This window comes from Propionimicrobium lymphophilum DSM 4903, assembly GCF_000423485.1.
GTDB classification, from domain to species: domain Bacteria; phylum Actinomycetota; class Actinomycetes; order Propionibacteriales; family Propionibacteriaceae; genus Propionimicrobium; species Propionimicrobium lymphophilum.
Genome location: NZ_AUIB01000001.1, coordinates 361048 through 379742, shown reverse-complemented (window position 1 = coordinate 379742; position 18695 = coordinate 361048). Strand labels below are relative to the sequence as shown.

Annotated in this window: 18 protein-coding genes; 2 read left to right on the top strand and 16 right to left on the bottom strand. The window is 57.3% G+C overall.

From position 1 onward, the window contains the following. Window positions 1-4: 4 nt before the first annotated feature. The 6 genes from G556_RS0101645 to G556_RS0101620 all read right to left on the bottom strand — a co-directional run bounded on the left by G556_RS0101645 (window position 5) and on the right by G556_RS0101620 (window position 5940). Window positions 5-1429, bottom strand: a complete 1425-nt coding sequence (locus G556_RS0101645; RefSeq protein WP_028821526.1) for a UDP-N-acetylmuramoyl-tripeptide--D-alanyl-D-alanine ligase — start codon at window positions 1427-1429, stop codon at window positions 5-7. Between the two features lie 20 nt (window positions 1430-1449). Further along, window positions 1450-3267 (bottom strand): peptidoglycan D,D-transpeptidase FtsI family protein, encoded by a 1818-nt coding sequence (locus G556_RS09835; protein WP_051176531.1) that lies wholly within the window; start codon window positions 3265-3267, stop codon window positions 1450-1452. A 10-nt stretch (window positions 3268-3277) separates the two neighbouring features. Further along, a complete protein-coding gene (gene ftsL, locus G556_RS09830; protein WP_036915370.1) occupies window positions 3278-3817 on the bottom strand; it encodes a cell division protein FtsL in 540 nt (179 codons plus the stop codon). After that, entirely contained in the window at window positions 3814-4782 is a 969-nt protein-coding gene (rsmH, locus tag G556_RS0101630; protein ID WP_028821524.1) for a 16S rRNA (cytosine(1402)-N(4))-methyltransferase RsmH, read from the bottom strand. Before rsmH ends, ftsL begins: the two co-directional genes overlap by 4 nt. Window positions 4783-4931: 149 nt before the next feature. Beyond that, window positions 4932-5381 (bottom strand): division/cell wall cluster transcriptional repressor MraZ, encoded by a 450-nt coding sequence (mraZ, locus tag G556_RS0101625; protein WP_028821523.1) that lies wholly within the window; start codon window positions 5379-5381, stop codon window positions 4932-4934. 187 nt (window positions 5382-5568) lie between these two features. Next, window positions 5569-5940: a DUF3040 domain-containing protein gene (locus tag G556_RS0101620; protein WP_024111390.1), complete on the bottom strand. Its 372-nt coding sequence runs from the start codon at window positions 5938-5940 to the stop codon at window positions 5569-5571. A 308-nt stretch (window positions 5941-6248) separates the two neighbouring features. Here G556_RS0101620 and G556_RS10910 point away from each other — a divergent pair, with 308 nt between their 5' ends. Then, the gene (locus tag G556_RS10910; RefSeq protein WP_051176529.1) at window positions 6249-8186 is read left to right on the top strand and encodes a glucosaminidase domain-containing protein; all 1938 of its coding nucleotides are present in this window, start codon (window positions 6249-6251) and stop codon (window positions 8184-8186) included. A gap of 116 nt (window positions 8187-8302) precedes the next feature. Further along, a complete protein-coding gene (locus G556_RS09820; RefSeq protein WP_051176528.1) occupies window positions 8303-10573 on the top strand; it encodes a HelD family protein in 2271 nt (756 codons plus the stop codon). 52 nt (window positions 10574-10625) lie between these two features. On the opposite strand, the gene G556_RS0101605 is transcribed toward G556_RS09820, so the two are convergent. The 10 genes from G556_RS0101605 to G556_RS0101560 all read right to left on the bottom strand — a co-directional run bounded on the left by G556_RS0101605 (window position 10626) and on the right by G556_RS0101560 (window position 18695). Next, a complete protein-coding gene (locus G556_RS0101605; RefSeq protein ID WP_028821522.1) occupies window positions 10626-12044 on the bottom strand; it encodes an aldehyde dehydrogenase family protein in 1419 nt (472 codons plus the stop codon). Next, the gene (locus G556_RS0101600) at window positions 12041-13087 is read right to left on the bottom strand and encodes a cob(I)yrinic acid a,c-diamide adenosyltransferase (RefSeq protein ID WP_016456613.1); all 1047 of its coding nucleotides are present in this window, start codon (window positions 13085-13087) and stop codon (window positions 12041-12043) included. Before G556_RS0101600 ends, G556_RS0101605 begins: the two co-directional genes overlap by 4 nt. Before the next feature lie 2 nt (window positions 13088-13089). Continuing rightward, complete coding sequence (locus G556_RS0101595; protein ID WP_016456614.1) at window positions 13090-13359, bottom strand: EutN/CcmL family microcompartment protein; 270 nt, start codon at window positions 13357-13359, stop codon at window positions 13090-13092. A 2-nt stretch (window positions 13360-13361) separates the two neighbouring features. Beyond that, window positions 13362-14093 carry a flavoprotein gene (locus G556_RS0101590; protein ID WP_016456615.1) on the bottom strand — a complete coding sequence of 244 codons (732 nt, stop codon included), beginning with the start codon at window positions 14091-14093 and terminating at the stop codon, window positions 13362-13364. 91 nt (window positions 14094-14184) lie between these two features. Next, window positions 14185-14466 carry a BMC domain-containing protein gene (locus G556_RS0101585; RefSeq protein WP_269146548.1) on the bottom strand — a complete coding sequence of 94 codons (282 nt, stop codon included), beginning with the start codon at window positions 14464-14466 and terminating at the stop codon, window positions 14185-14187. Window positions 14467-14518: 52 nt separating this feature from the next. Then, complete coding sequence (locus G556_RS11930) at window positions 14519-15277, bottom strand: BMC domain-containing protein (protein ID WP_051176527.1); 759 nt, start codon at window positions 15275-15277, stop codon at window positions 14519-14521. Then, complete coding sequence (locus G556_RS0101575; protein ID WP_016456618.1) at window positions 15277-15645, bottom strand: glycerol dehydratase reactivase beta/small subunit family protein; 369 nt, start codon at window positions 15643-15645, stop codon at window positions 15277-15279. Before G556_RS0101575 ends, G556_RS11930 begins: the two co-directional genes overlap by 1 nt. Beyond that, entirely contained in the window at window positions 15646-17457 is a 1812-nt protein-coding gene (locus tag G556_RS0101570; RefSeq protein WP_028821521.1) for a diol dehydratase reactivase subunit alpha, read from the bottom strand. It lies immediately after the preceding gene. Between the two features lie 9 nt (window positions 17458-17466). Beyond that, the gene (locus tag G556_RS0101565) at window positions 17467-18006 is read right to left on the bottom strand and encodes a diol dehydratase small subunit (RefSeq protein ID WP_028821520.1); all 540 of its coding nucleotides are present in this window, start codon (window positions 18004-18006) and stop codon (window positions 17467-17469) included. Between the two features lie 8 nt (window positions 18007-18014). Continuing rightward, window positions 18015-18695, bottom strand: a complete 681-nt coding sequence (locus G556_RS0101560; protein ID WP_028821519.1) for a propanediol/glycerol family dehydratase medium subunit — start codon at window positions 18693-18695, stop codon at window positions 18015-18017.

Below are 18695 nucleotides of genomic sequence, written 5' to 3'. Positions count from 1 at the left end.
GAACCTAGTTGCTAAACCGTTCGGTGAGCCTATCGGCCACCTTCTCTAAGGCTAACCCGCGGCTGGCCTTCACCAACACAATATCGCCTGCGCTCAGCTCGAGTATTTCGGCAATCTTTGCAGGATCCGCCACCTCAGCCGATCCGCCGGCTTTAGTTACGCCCTCGGAAATGTAGGATGCGAACTCGCCGACTGCATAAACCTTGGTGATACCCAACTCCGCAGCCATTCGTCCAACGTTGCGGTGCAGGTCATAGGACTTATCGCCCAATTCGAGCATGTCGCCGAGAATCGCGATTGTTCGCCTCCGCCTGCCATTGCGAGATCCCATACCCGACAGGCTATTTAGCGCTGCGGCCATCGAGCCTGGGTTGGCATTGTATGCGTCGTTGATGATGGCGATGTCGTCTGAAAGCTCTGTCAACGCCATTCGCCAAGACGACCTTGCTTCTGCAAGGCTCAGCCCCTCCGCGATCTTCTCAGGTGCCAGCCCAGCCGCGAGAGCTGCAGTGGCTGCGGCGGCGGCATCGATCATCTGCGCTTTGCCAAGCACTTTCAGCTTGACAGGATGACGCTGTATGTCACGTCGCACGGACGTGACCAGAATGAAAGAGTAACGGTCGTAATCGTCGCACTCGACGTCCTCGACGCTAACCGCGATCTCGTAATCCGGGAGTTCCCTGATGCTAAACGCAGCCAAGTTGGCGTTAGGACACATCTTCGAGATCAAGTCGTCGTCGGCGTTCAGCACTGCCCAGCCGTCTTGCGGCAGCGCCTCGAAAATCTCGGATTTGGCCTCGGCGATGGCCTCGCGCGAGCCGAACTTGCCGAGGTGGGCCATTCCGATGTTGATGATCATCGAGATTTTCGGCGGCACTATCTGGCAGAGCTTTGCTACGTCGCCCTTGGCGTCAGCGCCCATCTCCGCAACAAAATACTGGGTTGCCTCGTCCACCTGGCAGGCGGTTAGAGGCACTCCGATCTCATTGTTATAGCTGCCCTGCGGGCTGACCACATTGCCCGAGGCGCTGTGCTCGAGAATCTGAGCCAACAAATCTTTGGTGGAGGTCTTGCCGGAGCTGCCTGTGATGGCGAAGTTGGTCAGACCGCGCTCGATCTCGCGAGCCACCACTCCCCTGGCCAAACCGCTGAGCCCAACAAGAGTATCGGGGCAGATGACGTGAGTGGCGTCAGCGTCGGTGGCGCGATTAGCCAAAATAACGCTGGAGCCGGCCTCAACGGCTTTGGACGCAAAATCGTGACCGTCGAACTTCTCGCCCACCAAAGCAACAAACAGCGACTCCTTCGTGGCTTCCCGGTTATCTCGAACGACGTCAGGGCCAACGACCGTGCGGTCGTCACCTAAAAGACGACACGGCGTCGCGACGGAAACCAGCCGCGCTATTTCCGCGGCGGTGGTTTTACGCATCTAGGCTCTCCTTAAACGACTTAATACGACAGTGGCTGAGAATACTCCGGAACCGCCTCTTGGGGTAAAACTCCGTAACGCGGTAGAAGATATTGCATCAGATTCTTGGCAACTGGAAAGGCAACCGCCTCGCCATAAATCCCCTTGCGGGGCCTATCAACCATGACGTAAACGACGAATTGCGGATCCTCAACCGGAGCGACCATGGCGTATGAGGCAATATATGTGCCGTCGTATCCACCATTGGCACCGACCTTCTGCGCCGTACCCGATTTACCTCCGACCCGATAGCCGGGCATTTTCTTCTTAGGCGAGGTCAAAATCTCTGGTGAAGCAATCTCCGCCTCCATGATATCGACGAGTTGCTTCGACGCTTCCTCGCTGACAACCCTTCGCGGCTCCTTACGGGCGATCTCGACATTTTTGCCGTTGGCGTCGGTGGCGCTCTTCAGAAGAGTCGGCGCGTGATATACGCCACCGTTCGTCACCGATGCCAGGGCTGTTGTCATCTGCAAGGCACTAACAGACAGACCTTGACCAAAAGAAATTTGATCACGTGTGTAATCGGCCATGTTCCCATCCGGAACAATGCCCATCTGTGGCTGTTCTCCAACGACCTCGATTCCGGTGGGTGAACCCAAACCGAAGGAGTGCAGATAATCAGAAAGCTGTTGTTTATCCATCAACCTGGCAAGCTGAACAGTGCCGATGTTCGACGAGTGCGCGATCACTCCCCTGACGGTCATCGGTTCTGTGCCGTGCCCCCAAGCGTCGCGAATGTATCCGCCGCCGGAGGAGATCTGAGCCGGCACTTGAACCTGCGTGTCGGGACTAATCAGACCTGCATCAAGCAGCGCCGCGGCGGTCAGCACCTTCTCGACAGACCCCGGCTCGTAAACGTCGCTAACCGCTTTATTACCGAGGTGAGAGGTGTCGGCCTTTCCGGGCTCATTCGGATCGAATGTTGGGTTGTTGGCCATCGCGAGCACTTCGCCGGTTTTCGACGACATAACGACGACGCTTCCGCCAAGCGCTTCGGTATCTCTGACGGTCTTGTTCAGTTGTTGCTCGGCGAGCAGCTGCAGCTCTGAATCGATCGTCAACTGGTAATCGACGCCGTCCTCCGCGGGCTTGAGCGTATTCTCGCCCAGCGGAATAGTGCCGTACGCAGACCTCTGGAATGTCTGCTTGCCATCGACGCCTGCAAGCTTGTCGTTCAGCGAACCTTCTAGGCCCATCGCCCCGTCGCCTTCGAAATTCGTGTAGCCCAAGACGGAGCTCGCCAGCGTACCGTTCGGGTAGTAGCGAACAGGATCGTCAACGGAATAGACGCCGTACCATCCGCCTTCTTTGAGTTTCTCAGCCATCTGCCGATAGATGTCGGCCGAAACCTTGCGCTTGATCACAACGTAACGGTTAGGCGTGCCGTCCTCGTTCGTGGTGTTTTCGAGCTTTGGCAGGTACTCGTCCTTCTTACCGCCCAAATAACTGATCAAGATGTCCGCAATAGCTTCGGGGGCCTTCTTAGCTTTTTCCGCCTGCTCATCGGTCATCGAAGCAGGGTTGTAACCGTTGGTGCTGATCGAGGTTGGGTCCGCGATAACGCTGAAAGCTGGCTGGCTTTGAGCAAGCACCACACCGTTGCGATCAACTAACTCGCCACGTTTGGCTTTGATGGTTTTTGTCTGAGTAAGTTTTTCCGCAGCCGCCTGGGCATTGGCGTTGGCGTCGATTCCCTGGATCGAGATGGCTCTCCAGGCAAGCACTGATATCGCCATGGCGAACAACACGATAAATACGTTGATTCGCCTGGCGCTGGAGGCCAACTTAAGTCTCATCTACTCACTCTCAGGCGGCGTCACCGCTCGGTGCTTCTTCACCGTCGTCAGTCTTCTCGTCGGTTTTTTCCTGTTCCTTGGCTTCGTTAACTTTTTCCGCGGCCGCAGGCTCGCCTTCGGGCTTAGGCATGGTGTGGACGGGAAGCGCGGGCGGCTCGGCAAGTGGCACCTCATTGCCAGCTACAGGCTGCTGGACACCGACGACGGAACCGTCCTCGACGTTCAGCACTGCGGGGTAAGGATTAGGTCGCATGCCGAGCTCCCACGCCCTTGCAGACAGATACTGCCCGGACGCCTGCTCCTCAACCTGGCTCTGCAGCGCGGCCTCTCGGTAACGCAATTCGTTTGCCTGAACCTTCAGTTCGGCGAGCTTCGCGGACTCGTTTTGAACGGTAGTGGCGAGTCCGTAGATCAAAGCCACGCCCAATCCGAGCAAGCAAATAATAAAAATTAAAAACGACTTATCAGGAATCCGACCGTTAGAACCAATCAGCGGTATCAACCGCAGCTTAGAACTAGTTTCGGCGTGCTCCACAGGCGCAGCACTCATATTTCCCCCTTTTCATCCTGTCTAATTCGCTCAACAGCACGCAGCCTCGCTGATGCGGAGCGAGAGTTTTCCTCCACCTCGCACCTTGTCGGCTTCTGTGCCCCCTTCGTGAGCAGCTTGAACTTTGCCGCCCTATCCAGCGGCACAATAGGTAAATCTTTCGGAACGTCGTCACTACATGCTTTGCCGAACGTCTTCTTGGCGATCCGGTCTTCGAGAGAGTGGTACGACAAAACGGCGATACGTCCGCCGAGGTTCACCTTCTCCAAAGCTGCGGGAAGCGCGGCTGAGAAGGCATCAAGTTCTCCGTTAACCTCGATCCGCAAGGCCTGGAACACCCTCTTAGCCGGATGTCCACCGCGGTGACGCACGGCAGCCGGAAGCGAATCAGCGATCACTTCGACCAACCGGCCCGACATTTCGAAGGGTTCCTTCTCCCGCTCTTTTACGATCGCCGTGGCGATTCGCTTAGCATTCGGTTCCTCGCCGTACGCCCTGAAGATCTTGACTAGCTCCTGCTGGCTGTACGTATTGACGATTTGGGCTGCGGTCAGTTCGTTGCCACCCATTCTCATGTCCAGTGCGGAATCGTGGGAGTAGGAGAATCCTCTGCCAGTGCGGTCGATCTGCAGGCTGGAAAGCCCGAGATCAAACAGGACGGCGTCTACCCTCGGCAAATCCAGGTTCACCAATTCATCGAAACGCGCCTGCACGAACGTCGTGCGGTCCGAAAACTCTGCAAGGTTGCGAGAGGCTACCTCTAGCGCCTGCGGATCGCGATCTATACCCACGAGCTTCGCCTGAGGATTGGCCTTCAATAGCGCCGAGCTGTGGCCAGCCATTCCGAGTGTGCAATCCACCAGAACGGAATCGGGCCTATTCAGCGCGGGCCCCAGCAGCTCGAGAATTTCAGACAACATGACAGGGACGTGAAGCGCACGGTCGTTTTCGTCTTGCAACTTCATCTCCTTGTTCATAATTGAGCTAACTGGGCATGGAATCAGTCGAAGTCGCGACTTGCCGGCAGGTTACCGACCAGACCGTATGCCACCTGGCACAGGGGAAGTTGCGCCAGGGTGCACAGGCCTGATCGGCAGCCAACCGGCAAGTTGCGCTAGCCATCGGCACCAACCGTGCCGAAGTCCGGCAGGATCTGATCGTTGAGTTCCGCAAAGCCCGGCTCTTGCTCGGCCATGTAGCGCTGCCATGCGGCCTCGTCCCAAACCTCGAGCCGGTTAATAGCGCCGATGACGACGATCTTCGATTCAAGGTCTGCGTATACGCGCAGCATCGGCGGAATCGTCAGCCTGCCCTGTTTATCGGGCACCTCGTCGCTTGCGCCTGCCGCCAACATGCGTTGAAAGTCACGTACCTGCTTGAGGGTTGAAGGGGCGGTAGTAACTTGCTTCGTCATCTCGGCGAACGTAGCCATCGGGTAGATGGCCAGCGAGTGCTCCTGGCTTCTAGTGATTACGAGGCCATCGGCTAGTTCTTCACGGAACTTTGCAGGCAGAAAGAAGCGTCCCTTGTCGTCGAGTTTGGGTGTGTACGTTCCCAAAAACATTCCAAGGCACCCCCTTTCGCACCTTAAATAGATCCCAAGTCATCCATTTCGCTCCACAATACTCCCTTTTCCTCCACCAATGCACCTCGGGGCCACATTTAGACCCAAAAACACTCCACTTTCCGGCAAAAGGCATGAAAAAAGAGCGCCGGGCGAACCGGCGCTCTAAATATTTAAGATCTGTCTATTAAAAACCCTGGCGACGACGCCAACGGTCCTCCAGGCTCGAGGAGGGCCTACTGGGCGGTGGATAGTCCTTTAGGCTCGGGGCCTGAGCACCGTCGACCTTCTGCCACGCGGTTAGGGCTAGAACGGTGGCCGCAAACATCGCGATGAATCCGACAAGGCCAATAACCCAACCGAAAGACCATGAGTTAGCTAGCCCCAGAACTAGGAGGGCAACTCCTACCACAAAGACAATTCCCGACAGCGTGGCACGCTTTCGTTGCACACGATACGACGAGCGATTGCCCATCTTGGAGGCAAGTTTAGGGTCGTCAGCAGTAAGCGAGGCTTCCAGTTGGTCAAGAAGCCGCTGTTCTTCTTCGGATAGCGCCACGATCACCCTCCCTTAGGCTTTGTATGAAAGATAGCCTACATCACCGCAGGTAATCGAGAAGATGATGAATCGCAGCGCTTGAGTGGTGAGTCGTAGAAGATTGTTATTGACGCCCTTATTAATAAGGTGTCAGCGCAAGTCAACGGCGTTCTTCGAAAGCTACAGCTCAACTAGAAACCCTCAATTACAGAGGTTGAGCTTTTCCACGCTCAGGAGTCTCTAGCTAAATCTAGGCTTTAGGGTTTTTCTAGCTAATTTCGCTCAAACCCTTAATACTCGGCTTCGAGGGTTAAAGGGGAGGAATAACTTTGCAATCCAACAACGAGAAACCCAAGAGCTGGAAGCTGCTGTCCATGCTACTTCCCGCCAGCATGGCGACGGGAACAATAATCGGCGCAGCACCTGACGCTTCCGCGAACCAGGGGTTTATTAACGCAGTCGCGCCAATGGCGCAAGCAGGCCAGCAGCAGTACGGCGTTCCGGCGTCCGTATCTATTGCTCAGGCAATCCTGGAATCTGGCTGGGGCCAAAGTGGGCTAACCCGCAGCGGAAACGCGTACTTCGGCATCAAATGCACAGCACAGCGTAGCCCGCACCAGGCCGGATGCACTTCCATGCCGACCCGCGAGGTAATCAACGGTCGAAGCATCATGATCGTTGACGGCTTCCGCACATATGCGACCGGCGCCGACTCGTTCCGAGACCACGGACACTTCCTACGCGTCAACTCGCGATATGCGCCGGCATTCCAGACGAAGAGCGCAGACGACTTCGCGCGAGCAATCGCCAGGGCTGGATACGCGACGGACCCGAACTACGCAAACGCGCTAATTAGGTTAATGAATCAGTACGACCTGCGCAGGTTCGATGCCTCAGCCGTCCCTGCCAAGCCGAAGTTGAACGAAAAATTCAAGGACCTGGCTGGCAAGTACTCTGGCATGCTGGGTTCCGTCAGAGCTAACTCTACGAACGCCAACGGTGGCACCTGGCAGGAGTTCGACAATGGCCTGCTCGTCGAGACCCCGAACGGCCAGTTCGTCATCCGTAACGGCATCTACACGTCTTATCGGAATGCAGTTAACCAAGGCGTGAAGCTGGGTTTGCCGCTAGGCAACGAAGGCTCTGTAACGGGCGGTTGGAAGCAGTCATTCCAGTACGGCGATATTTTTTACACGACCGGCGGCAAATCGCTGAACGTCCGTAACGGCATGGCTACTCGCTATCGCGATACGAATAAGCCAACACTGGGAGTGCCGCTCAATAATGAGCACGCCGAAGGCAATGCAATCGTTCAGGACTTCACCGGCGGCAGGATCTTTTGGACCTCGCAGCGTGGTGGTATCGCCGTCGTTGGAAAGACCTACGAACAGTTCAAGGCTAACGGTGGTGTCGGTCGCTACGGCCTACCTACTGCCGAGCAGAAGGAGAACGCCGAGGGCGCCGGCGCGCAGACATTCGAGCGGGGCGCCATCACCTGGTCGGCCGAGAACGGCTATCAGCCCGTTGTCGGCGGTATCTACACCACTTTCAACGCCGCCGGCGGGTTCGACAAGCTGGGGGCCGCGAAATCTGCCGAAACCTCCACCAAGGGCGGCTGGGTGCAGACATTCGACAACGGCCAGGTCTTCTTCTCCAATAAGCCGAAGCAGGGCGGGGCTGCAGTCACCGGTGGCATCGCATCGGCGGTCGAGTCCATCGGCGCAGACAAGGTCGGAATGCCGCTTTCCGCCGAGAAGGCAGTGCCGGGCGGCTGGTCTCAAGAATTCGAAAATGGCACCGTCTTCACCGGCAAATACGGCAGCTTCCTCGTTTCCGGCGACATCGCCAAAAAGTTCAAAGAGTTCGGTGGCGTCGAAAAGCTGGGCGTTCCGACTTCGGAGGAAACCACTATTGGCGATACCGTCGTCCAGAAGTTCCGTCACGGAGAGATCCGCATTAGCAACGTCGAGACAATCGTCGTTCGTGGCGCTATCTTTGCAGGCTATGACTCCGCTGGTGGAGCCGAGGCAACCGGTGCCCCGCTTAGGAACGAATACGAGTGGAACGACGGCTGGCGCCAAGATTTCGAAAACGGCAGTGTGCTTGGCGGCGGCAGCGCTGACTTCAATTTCGTCCCAAGCCAGATCATGGAACGCTACGAACAGCGCGCCAAGGAGCTAGGCAAGCCGATCGCACCGGCCGAAATCACCGAGACGCAGATCAGCCAGGTGTTCCAGAACGGATCGATCACCGTCACTATTTCCTAGCCCGTAAACCCTCAAAGACCGCCGAACTTGCCAATAAAGTTCGGCGGTCTTGTATTTGGGCATAAACTAGGTAGTCAGCCTTTTAGGGGCGACCATCAAACTGTGAGGATAATCTGTTGAGTTCTGAAATCGACACGGTTAACGGCGAGGCGAGCGCCAGCGACGCTGCGGATATCTTGACGAAGGAATTAGCCAAAGAGCAGAAACACGTAGATAGGGTCTACGAGCAGCTCGACGTGCTGACGGAATCTGCCCGCAACGTTGAGGCAGAGGCCGAAGCCAAGTTCAAAACCGACCGCTCCGACTGGATGCGTGAAGAGGACGGCACGGCCATCTTCGAGCGCGACGCATTCGCCTACCAGGCGGCGAAGCGGCTGGCGGTTTTGGACGCGGAACACGACGGCCTAGTTTTCGGCCGACTAGATCTCACTGAGGAAGAGATCCGCTACATTGGCAGGCTCGGCGTCAGGGACGACGACTACGAGCCCCTGGTAATCGACTGGCGCGCCCCCGCTGCGGAGCCTTTCTACCGGGCGACGGCGTCGAATCCGATGGAGGTCGTGCGCAGGCGTGTGCTTCGCTGCCGCGGCGAAAAAGTGGTTGGCATCGAAGACGACCTGTTAGATGAGAGAGCCGGCGACGACCTGGTGGTAATCGGCGAGGGCGCTCTCATGGCCTCCCTCAAACGAGCCCGCGGCCCCCACATGAAGGACATAGTCGCCACGATTCAAGCCGAGCAGGACGAGGCAATCCGCGCTCCCTACCAGGGCGTCACGCTCATTTCTGGCGGGCCTGGCACGGGCAAGACCGTGGTTGCTCTGCACCGCGCGGCCTACCTGCTGTACACCCACCGCAAGCGTCTCGAACAAGGTGGCGTGCTGGTAGTCGGACCATCAGATCTATTCGTCAATTACATCGCCCGAGTTCTGCCCAGCCTCGGCGAAAACGCCGTCGTGCTGCGCGCGGTTGGCGATGTTCCGGGCGACGTGCTCGGCTTCACCTCTGCACGAGCCGAAAATGCCCAGGCCGCCATTTTGAAGGGCAGCATGCGGATGCTTCCGGTGCTCAGGGCCGCCGTCAACGAGCCGTTGGTTTCCGGCCCGGAGTTGAACCGCCTGCGCGTCAGTATCAAGGGTGAGGTGCTAACTCTGGAGCAAGACGAGCTTAACAAGATCAGGCGCGCCATCCTCCTCAACAACAAGCTGAACCAGGCCAAGAAGGCCGCGCAGCAGGCGCTGCTCGATGCGCTGTGGGCGAAGCTCCCCGAGGAGATCGCCGCGCTGCTGGATATCGATCGAGAAATCTTCGACGAGAAGATCACCGACCAGGCAAGCTACACCATGTTCTTAAATGCCTGGTGGCCGATGCTCTCCCCCGAACAGGTACTTGCCAGACTCGCCGATCCAAAGTTCTTGAACTCCATCGCTCACGGACACATGAGCGACGAGGAAGAGGGCGTGCTGACCGACTCGCTCGCACACGCTCGCGGGTACGTGCCCGACTCTGGACAGCCGAGACCAGACTGGTCTATGAGCGACATGGCGCTTCTCGACGAACTCGCCCACATGCTCGGCCCGGTGCCAGCATCCGAGCAGGACGATCCCCTGCTCTTTCTAGACTCCGTCGCCGATGCAAACGAGATCGTCACTATATCAGACAAGCTGCGCGATGATCGAGAGATCGACGAGACACAACCCAGGAATTACTCTCACGTGCTTGTCGACGAATGTCAGGACATCACACCGATGCAGTGGAGGATGCTTCGCCGCCGCGGGCCACAGGCGTCGTGGACACTGGTCGGCGACCCAGCTCAGAGTTCCTACCCCGTGCAAGAAGAGTCCGACCGCGCGATCCGCGACCTTATCGGCCGCGCTCCCATGCGAGAATTCAGGCTCTCCACCAACTACCGCTCCCCAACCGAGATCATGGATCTCGCGGGCAAGGTAGTTCGCGCCGCCTACCCGGACGCGGTATTGCCGAATTCCGTCCGCGAAACAGGAGTGGAGCCGCTGCTGCTCAGCGTCATCCCGGATGAATTGGCCGGTGAGCTCAAAAAGCAGATCATGAACCTTTCGCAGCAGGTGGCCGGGTCGATCTCATTGATCACTGCCCCAGACGATTACCGCAAGTTCATCGAGCTGGTCGAGCAAATGAAGCTGCCAGAAGAGGTGGACCAGCGCGTCGTCGTGATCACAGCTCTCCAGTCGAAGGGCCTGGAATTCGACGCGACAATCGTAATCAGCCCCGACGACATCGTCGAGCAAACCCCGGGTGGGGAACGCGTCCTATACGTTGCACTGACCCGTCCGACGCAGCGTCTGGTGACCATCGACCTAAGCGGAAAGCACGTCGCAAGGTGGCGCAGAACGTTAACCGAAGTCAACTAATAAATAATGGCCGGAGGGTTTTCACCCACCGGCCATTACTATGGCTGCTCTGTTACCTAACGTTTAGGCCCTGAACCAAGGCACAGCGGCGCTTCCTAGCGAAAGAGCGAGCGCTCGTCAGGCCCTCGCCAGTGGGGCCTGCAATGGTGAAGGTCGGGTAACCCTCGCCAGTGATGCCGATGCCAGCGTACGACGGGCCGTTCTTGACGAAGATAGTGGTCTGGATCAGCTTGCCGAACTTAGTCAGCGAATTCACGTTCTTCGAATGCATGATCGCCGTGTGACGGTTGCCGTGCTCGAGATCAACTGCCCAATCGATCGCGGTATCCACATCAGGAGTGCGGATGATGGCCAGAACCGGCATCATCAGCTCGACCTGAGCAAACGGGTGGTCCTTGTCTACCTCGGCGATCAGCAGCTTGGTACCAGCCGGAGCCTTCCCGCCAACCTCAGCAAGAATCTTCTCAGCCGACTTGCCCACCCACTCGGTGGCAGCCTTGTTGTTCTTGACGATGATCTTCTCAAGCTTGGAGATCTGATCGGCGCTCAGCTCGTATGCGCCGTTGCTGGTCATCTTGAACTTGAGCAGATCTGCGACGTCCTCAACAACCAGGCATTCCTTCTCGGAGGTGCACGGCAGGTTGTTGTCGAAGCTTGCGCCGTCGACGATGGACTTCGCGGCCAGATCGAGATCGGCGGTTTCGTCCACGACAACCGGCGGGTTACCTGCGCCAGCACCGATGGCCTTCTTGCCGCTGGAGAGAACCGTGCGGACGATGCCGGGGCCGCCGGTGGCGACGAGCATGCGGACGTCCGAGTGGGCCATCATCTTGTTGGTGTTGTCGATGGACGGCTCGGCGACAGTGACAACCAGGTTCTTCGGAGCACCAACGGCTGCGAGAGCCTTGTTAATCTCCCTGATCTGCCACAGCGAGATGTTCTTGGAACGCGGGTGCGGGCTGAACACGACCGCGTTGCCCGCGGCGAGCATGCCGATCGAGTTGCAGGTGATGGTTTCGGTGGGGTTCGTCGTCGGTGTGATGGAGCCGATCACGCCGAACGGCGAAAATTCGACGGTGGTCAGGCCGTCGTCACCGGACCAAGCCTCGGTGGTCAGATCTTCAGTGCCGGGAGTCTGAGTGGCGGCTATACGATTCTTGATCTTCTTGTGTTCGACGTTACCCATGCCGGATTCAGCAACCGCCTGCTCGGACATGTAGGCAATGGATTCCGGCTTGCTCATTGTGTCACGGATGGCCTGCACGAAGCGCTCACGGTCTGCCATAGAGCAGCCCATGTACTCCTTCCAGGCCTTCTGAGCAGCATTCACTGCGCTGTCCATGTCGGCGAAGATGCCGTCACCGGTGGCGACATCACTTGACTTTTCTGGCTCACTATCGAATTTGTTGCCCGGAAGCTCGGAGAGCACCTGGCGAATGGTCTTCTCGATTAGTTGAGGATCGATACTCATTTTGTTACTCCCAATATCTTTTTTAATGCCGAGTTCATGATTGTTACGTCTTGTTCGACGGTGCCGCCGGAGATGCCGATCGCACCCACGATGGTTCCGTTGCAGTAGATTGGTGCGCCGCCTCCGAAGAGCACTACCCTGCCCTTGTTCCCGGCCTCCACACCTGGCATCACGCCGTTAGGCCCCGCAGCTGCTTTGCCGAGGTTTTGCGTGGTCTGTTTGAACGCCAACGCGGTCCAGGCCTTGTTCATGGCGATATCGTGGCTGGCCAACAGTGTGCGTTCCATGACCTGCATGCAAACCAGGTTTCCGTGCTGGTCTACCGCCGCGAAAACGATCGGGACCTGCATCGCCTCGGCCTTCTGCTTTGCGGCTTCGGCAAGTTTGTTGGCAAGCTCCAGGTTCATTACGAAGTGCTGCGGAACTTCCGGCTTCTTTTCTGCCGGCTTTACCTTTGCGGACTCTTCCAGGCTGACGCCGAGCACACGCTCGACGGCGCCACGAACCATCTTCGTCAGTCTTTCGACGTCCCAACGATGCTCGCTGAGTCTCGCCAACGAATAGATCGCGTCGGAACAGCGATTCAAGTACTTGATTACCTCGGGCCGAACGTTCTCTTGCTCTGCAAGTCGAAGCACTTGTCGCTCCGCTCTGCGCACAACCGTCCTGGCAACGTGCAACTTTGCGGAAGGCTCGTCGCGACCGGGAATCACGAAATTTTTTTGCGGGCCAGTAATCTCTAGGCACTCGTCGATTAGATTCTCTAAATAAACGACGTCGGCATCGCTGATTTTGTTAGCGAGGATCTGGGTGCCCTTCGCGTCAGATGCCAGTTCAGCTGCGAGAACAAACAGCCTTTTTTGAATGTGGTTAAGCTTCTCTCGCTCATCGGCTGGTAACAGCACCTTAGCTTCGCCGAGCCAAGCGTTGGCCTCATCTACGCAGCCGTAGGCCTCAACTCGCAAGCTCTGCTTGGGTACTCTAGAACCGCCGAAAAGGCCAGTGCCGCCCTTGTCCCCCGTGCGTGTGTAGATAGCTGGCATGATCAGTCGTCCATTTCTACGGTATCGACGATTCCGACGATCGTGGCGTCGATCGGAGCGTGTTCGCGATCTGCGGCGAACCTAGCGCTGGAGCCCTTCGTCACTATGACGACCTCACCCGTGCCGGCGCCAACCGTGTCGACGCATACCTCCGGGTTGTCCACCGGCTTTTCTTGGTCATCCAGCCGACAGGTTAGCAGCAGCTTGAAGCCGACCAGCCGCTCGTCCTTGCTAGTCGAGACGACGTTGCCAACGACCTTAGCTAGATACATCTCTAATTCCTTTTCAACAGTTCGATGCCCGCATCGGCAGCGACTTCTTTGGCTAGATCGGTGACGATGTCATTTTCGCCGATCTCTAGGACGCTTCCAGGCGCTAACCCCTCTACCACCTCGGCAGTTATCAGCTTGCGCTTACCCTCCGGCGCCTCCTGCGTCTTTGGTGCGCTATAGGCTCTACAAAGGTTTTTTGCACGAACCGTCTGCACCCCGATGTCTTTTAGTGTGGATAGATTCCTGCGCATCATCGCCGCGTAACCGGCAGGAATGTTCGGGAACCACTTGCGCTTCTCTGCGCCGTCTGGGCAAACGCCATCGATGGCAGCGGTCACCTTCTTACCTGCCAGCAAAAAGTCAGATATCAAATTCGAGCCCAAGCAATCGCAGATGCCGTGGGCGGCCTTGCTTGCCAGATTAAGTGTCAAAGTTGCGACGACCAGCTCGTCGTGCGTCTCAACGAGGTGCTTCGGGTCGACCTTTCGCCCAATCTGCTCGATCTTCGATTGATCGAGAATTCGCAGAGCGGAATCGGTCTGAATGGTTTCAATGTCAACTTCACGGATCTGTTTTAGAGACTCAATCGCGTCATCGAAGCCGATGAGCGCACCGGAGAACAAGACGAGAATCTTCTTGTCACTCGGTGCTGCCTGCACGTCAGATAATTTTTCGTGGTTGAGCACCTCTTTAACGATCTGCTGCACTAACCCGACGAGCTGTTCCTGGGTCATTAGAGCATTCCTTCCTTCCACGAATTACCTGTATTACTCGGATGTCGCCGGCGGGGTTATCCCCCGCCGGACAACATAATTTCGAAGTCGATTACTTAGCCGGGTGCGGCAGCATCTTCTCGACGTCCGCGTGCGGGCGCGGGATGACGTGCTGACTGACGAGCTCGCCAACGCGGCTAGCTGCAGCAGCACCTGCGTCAACAGCTGCCTTAACAGCACCGACGTCACCGCGTACCATGACGGTCACCAAACCGGAACCGATCTTCTCATTGCCGATCAGCTCGACGTTTGCGGCCTTGGCCATGGCGTCAGCAGCTTCAATCGAACCTACGAATCCCTTGGTCTCGATTAGACCTAGTGCCTGGCTCATTATTCCTCCTAGTTAGTTATTGTTTTAGAGCCCTATTGCGTCAACCAGCGGCTGACTATTTTTTAGCGGCCACCTTGCGAGTGGCGTGATTATTCTTAGCCGCCGGCCTGCTGGTCGCGGTTTCTTTCTTCACCGGAGCAGCCTTAGGCTGCTGAGTGCTCGCCTTCGTCGTAGCCTTCTCGCCAGACTCGGACTTTGCCGGCTGGCTATTCGGCTTCGATTCAGACTTTAGCTTTTCCGTTTTGGGAGCCTCGGCTTTCACAGCCGGAGCTTTTTGTAGCTCAGGCTTAGCGGCCGAAGTCGTTATGCTCTCAGTCTTGGTGGCAACTGCCTTCGTGGTCGAGGCCTTTGCAGCCGGAGCCTTGGGAGCTGCGACCTTCGTGGCCGAGACCTTTACAGCCGGAGCCTTGGGAGCTGCGACCTTCGTGGCCGAGACCTTTACAGCCGGAGCCTTGGGAGCTGCGACCTTCGCCTGCTGAGGAGCCTTAGTTTCCTTTGTCTCCTGAGCCTTCTGTGGCTCAGGAGCTCCAGCACCGACTGTGTCAGCACTGAAAATAATCTTTTCCATCTGAGAGCTTGGCCTGGCGATGACCGACAAGCTGATCACTTTGCTGATCCTTTCGGCTGCCATCTTGGCTGCGTCCATAGAAGACTGGACCGCGTCGACCGCGCCCTGCACCTTGACGTTGACATAACCGCCGCCGCGAGTCAGCTCGTAGCCGATCAGCTCAACGTTTGCGGCTTTAGCCGCTGCATCGGCTGCTGCGATAGCTGCGACCATCCCAAGCGTTTCGATGGTTCCTAGCGCCTGCATTAAGCACTCCTTTCCAAAGCTAGCCGCAGTAGCGGCGTCCTTTTGACCAACCGTGCGGCGTTTTCCCCCACGTGGCGGTCGTTGATCCAGCTATCACCCAACCAGGTGGCCATGTATGGCCGCTCAGTGGGCAACTTCTCCGTCGTCACTACTACGTAGTCCAGCGATATACCGATGCCGATACCCAAACTCGAAGCAATCGCTGCGTTGTGGGCCAGTTCGAGCGGGTTGAGCTCGTCTTCACGAACGACCTCAATGGGTACGCTCTCCTCTTCAACTCCAAGCAACACCTGAGTCAACTGATCGTCGGTGATCTTGGAGTTCGCGTGGAGTTTGATTGTTGGCACCTGGGCCGGAACGTTTCGCATTTAGCCCTCCCAACTCAGGGCTAGGCCGGTTGCTACCGCGTTTCGTGGGCCCTCGCTGCCCCGGATGTTTGCGCGTCCTGCGACGACTCGATAGTCGGCCAGCGCATGAGTTACGAGCTGGGGAATCTCGAAGTCGAGAGCGGAACCACCAACTAAAACAACGAAATCGATGTCTCGCACGTTCTCTGTCGGGCTGACCTTGCGCAAAGCACGCACCGCGTTTGTGACGAACACCTGCTGCTTAGCGCGGATTCTCACCTGCCCGATAGTCTCGACAGGCAGATCGATGTCCAGAGGAACCAAACCATCGGGCTTCATGATTACGACCCTAGCGAACGTCTCCGGCGGTAGCGGGTCGTTGAAGAACTGGACCGTACCGTCCTCATGCCTGATGGAAAAAATCGTTTCCACCTTGGCCAGAGGATAGCGCTTGATGTCCTCGGCAATGTGCGTATCAGAAAGGCCGAGTTCGGTCTTTATCATCAACGTCACCATATTGCCTGCACCGGCAAGGTGGGTCGAAACGATCGAACCATCCGCATGCATTACAGACGCATCTGTGGAGCCCGCACCCATATCCAAAACCGCGATCGGGGCAGCAACACCAGGAGTTGTCAATGCACCCTGAATGGCCATGTCTGCCTCAACGCCACCCACCTCGACGGGAATGCCTATTTCAGCAGAAATCTCGTCGGCAATCATCTGCATCTGCAGCCGATCGGCGTGCACCATGACGGCTATACCGACGGCAGCTTCCATCGAAAACTCGTTAGCGATACCGCCCGCAACCTGCTTAGGAGTGCGGGTATCAATCGCCAACAGATCGGTAATCTTGATGTCCTTCGGGTTCTGACCGGTGAGCGTGCCCATCGATACTCGAACCTGTTCCATCATTCCACCGACGTTGGTGCCCGGTTCGCCCGTGATGTCGGTGACATCAGTCACCTCACCGAGGGCCGCCATGATCTTCTCTGCACCGTTATCGACATCAACTTCGACGAAACTGGTGTTCTTCCTGGTAGGCCCGTGAAACGTCAACTTGCCCGCAGGAATCCTGCGTTCCTTGACGTCTCCCTTCGGGGTCTTGATGACAACTGCGGAGCGGTTGCCAACCAGCGAGCGGGCCAACGGTACTACCTGCTTGGTGTCTTCGGAACTGAGCTCGAAGAGAGTGGCGATGCCGTACGGATTGGACAGCGTCTCCACGATTCGACCAACATCGGCCACCTCCACCGCGGCCAACATCCCTAAAGGCACCTTATCGATGTAGGCAACCTCGTCAACGATCGGGATCTTCTCATCGAGCCGGTTGTGCACCAGAACACCGTCATCGAGTTCGCAAATCGCGCCGGCAACCTTCGCCGAAGCGTTATTGATTGTTTGCGCGGCATCCGCGAAATCGTGGCTGCGGTCAATAACGACGATGTATGGCCCCTGGTTAGCAGAGGCCAGATCGTCGATGCTTATCGTGGTGCCGACACCGATGCCCAACCCGCCCGGTGTGGACGGGTTGTGACCGATCATCGTCGATTCGGTGATGATCGTTTCAGTGATCGTCTCCATCGCGACGTCGCCGATAACTGGTGCGGCTTCGTTGATCCGCACCAGATCGACGTCGTCGAGGTTAAGCTCTGCCTTTCCGAGGGCATCTTTAAGACCACCAAAGACACCCTTGATGTTGTCTTTGGTGCCCTTCATGCCAGTCGTTCTGACCGTAGAGGACGCGAGGAATTCAAGATCGGGGCCGCGACGACGCGCCAGCGCAACCTCGGTGGTTGCGTTGCCGATATCTATTCCTGCCACTACAGACATTTCGACTCCTTAGTCGCGACGCAGACGGTCGCGCTTCTCGTAAACGTCAGCTGCCTCGCGCACGAAGTCTGCCGAGATGGCGGCCTTGTGTACGTTCTGCAACTCGTCTGCGATGTCAAGCAGTTCCTGCTTGCTGCTTCGGTAAGGACGTAGAGCGTCGTAGATCTCCAGAAGACGATCGTCGGGAATCGCGATCAGCTCTGCAGCGCGACGAAGGTTACGCGCCAGCGTCGGACGTCCAGCCGCTTCAGCGACCTCGGCCTGCAGCTCAAGGGTGTCAGCCGAAATCTTGAAGTCGTCCGCCTTCAACTCTCCGCTCTTAACCTTCTCGAAGGTCAGATCAGACAGCACCTTGCCGGTGTTGGACTTAACCCTATCCGGGTGCTTCTGCGCCAGCGGATAGTCTGCCACAGTCAACTTCGTGCCTGAAGATACTGGAGCGGAAGAAGTTGAAGGTGCCGGAGAATTCTTGGTGAATTCGACGTTGTTACTTCCGAGGTCTTTCATGACCTCAGACATGATCTGACGGATCAGTTCTTCTTGGTTCATGCTTTGCCTCACTTGTACTTAATGGTGACTGCTTGCGCCTTCTTGTGCGTGTCAGTCAGTCGGGTTTCCTTGTTGTGCAGCAGAGCCGCAACAGCCTGGTACTTCGGACGAGCCATCTGGTCGTTACGAATCGGTACCGGGTTGGGCGACAGACCCTTGGCGTACTGCGCGGCGTTACGGCCTAGCGCGCGGAAGGTCTCAAGGTCCATCAACGGTGCCTGGCTGAACAGCTCGAGGTTGCTCAGCGGTGCCAGGTCGCGCTGGTGGATGATCGATGTGCCGCGGGACTGCAAACCAATGCCGATTCCGGATCCGGACAGCTTTGCTGCGTCCAGACCGATGAAAGCGACGTCTGCGGTGCGGTACACCTTGATGAACCTGTAGTTCAGGCCCTCTTCCTCGATACCTGCGCAGATCTGGCGAAGAACCTCGCCGTGCTTCAGGCCGATGATCGTGCTAGTCAGCTCAGTGCCGAATGCCGGAGAAAGACCGATTACGACTTCCTTCGGGTCGGTACCGCGCTCGGCTACGCCGGTCTCAACAACCTCGATATCGCCGGGATCTGAGTAGCTGATCGCCTTGGACTCAGGCTTCTCAGACTTGGGTGCCGGTGCGTGCTTGCTCGCCTGGCCGGCGACAACCTCAGAAACTACCTTTTCGATAAGGCTTTTAAGCGTTGATTGGTCCAT

Excerpts from the sequence above, each read along its gene's own strand:
- G556_RS0101645 (WP_028821526.1), bottom strand. The coding sequence starts at position 1,429 with ATGCGTAAAACCACCGCCGCGGAAATAGCGCGGCTGGTTTCCGTCGCG.
- G556_RS09835 (WP_051176531.1), bottom strand. The coding sequence starts at position 3,267 with ATGAGACTTAAGTTGGCCTCCAGCGCCAGGCGAATCAACGTATTTATC.
- ftsL (WP_036915370.1), bottom strand. The coding sequence starts at position 3,817 with ATGAGTGCTGCGCCTGTGGAGCACGCCGAAACTAGTTCTAAGCTGCGG.
- rsmH (WP_028821524.1), bottom strand. The coding sequence starts at position 4,782 with ATGAAGTTGCAAGACGAAAACGACCGTGCGCTTCACGTCCCTGTCATG.
- mraZ (WP_028821523.1), bottom strand. The coding sequence starts at position 5,381 with ATGTTTTTGGGAACGTACACACCCAAACTCGACGACAAGGGACGCTTC.
- G556_RS0101605 (WP_028821522.1), bottom strand. The coding sequence starts at position 12,044 with ATGAGTATCGATCCTCAACTAATCGAGAAGACCATTCGCCAGGTGCTC.
- G556_RS0101600 (WP_016456613.1), bottom strand. The coding sequence starts at position 13,087 with ATGCCAGCTATCTACACACGCACGGGGGACAAGGGCGGCACTGGCCTT.
- G556_RS0101595 (WP_016456614.1), bottom strand. The coding sequence starts at position 13,359 with ATGTATCTAGCTAAGGTCGTTGGCAACGTCGTCTCGACTAGCAAGGAC.
- G556_RS0101590 (WP_016456615.1), bottom strand. The coding sequence starts at position 14,093 with ATGACCCAGGAACAGCTCGTCGGGTTAGTGCAGCAGATCGTTAAAGAG.
- G556_RS11930 (WP_051176527.1), bottom strand. The coding sequence starts at position 15,277 with ATGCAGGCGCTAGGAACCATCGAAACGCTTGGGATGGTCGCAGCTATC.
- G556_RS0101575 (WP_016456618.1), bottom strand. The coding sequence starts at position 15,645 with ATGCGAAACGTTCCGGCCCAGGTGCCAACAATCAAACTCCACGCGAAC.
- G556_RS0101570 (WP_028821521.1), bottom strand. The coding sequence starts at position 17,457 with ATGTCTGTAGTGGCAGGAATAGATATCGGCAACGCAACCACCGAGGTT.
- G556_RS0101565 (WP_028821520.1), bottom strand. The coding sequence starts at position 18,006 with ATGAACCAAGAAGAACTGATCCGTCAGATCATGTCTGAGGTCATGAAA.
- G556_RS0101560 (WP_028821519.1), bottom strand. The coding sequence starts at position 18,695 with ATGGACCAATCAACGCTTAAAAGCCTTATCGAAAAGGTAGTTTCTGAG.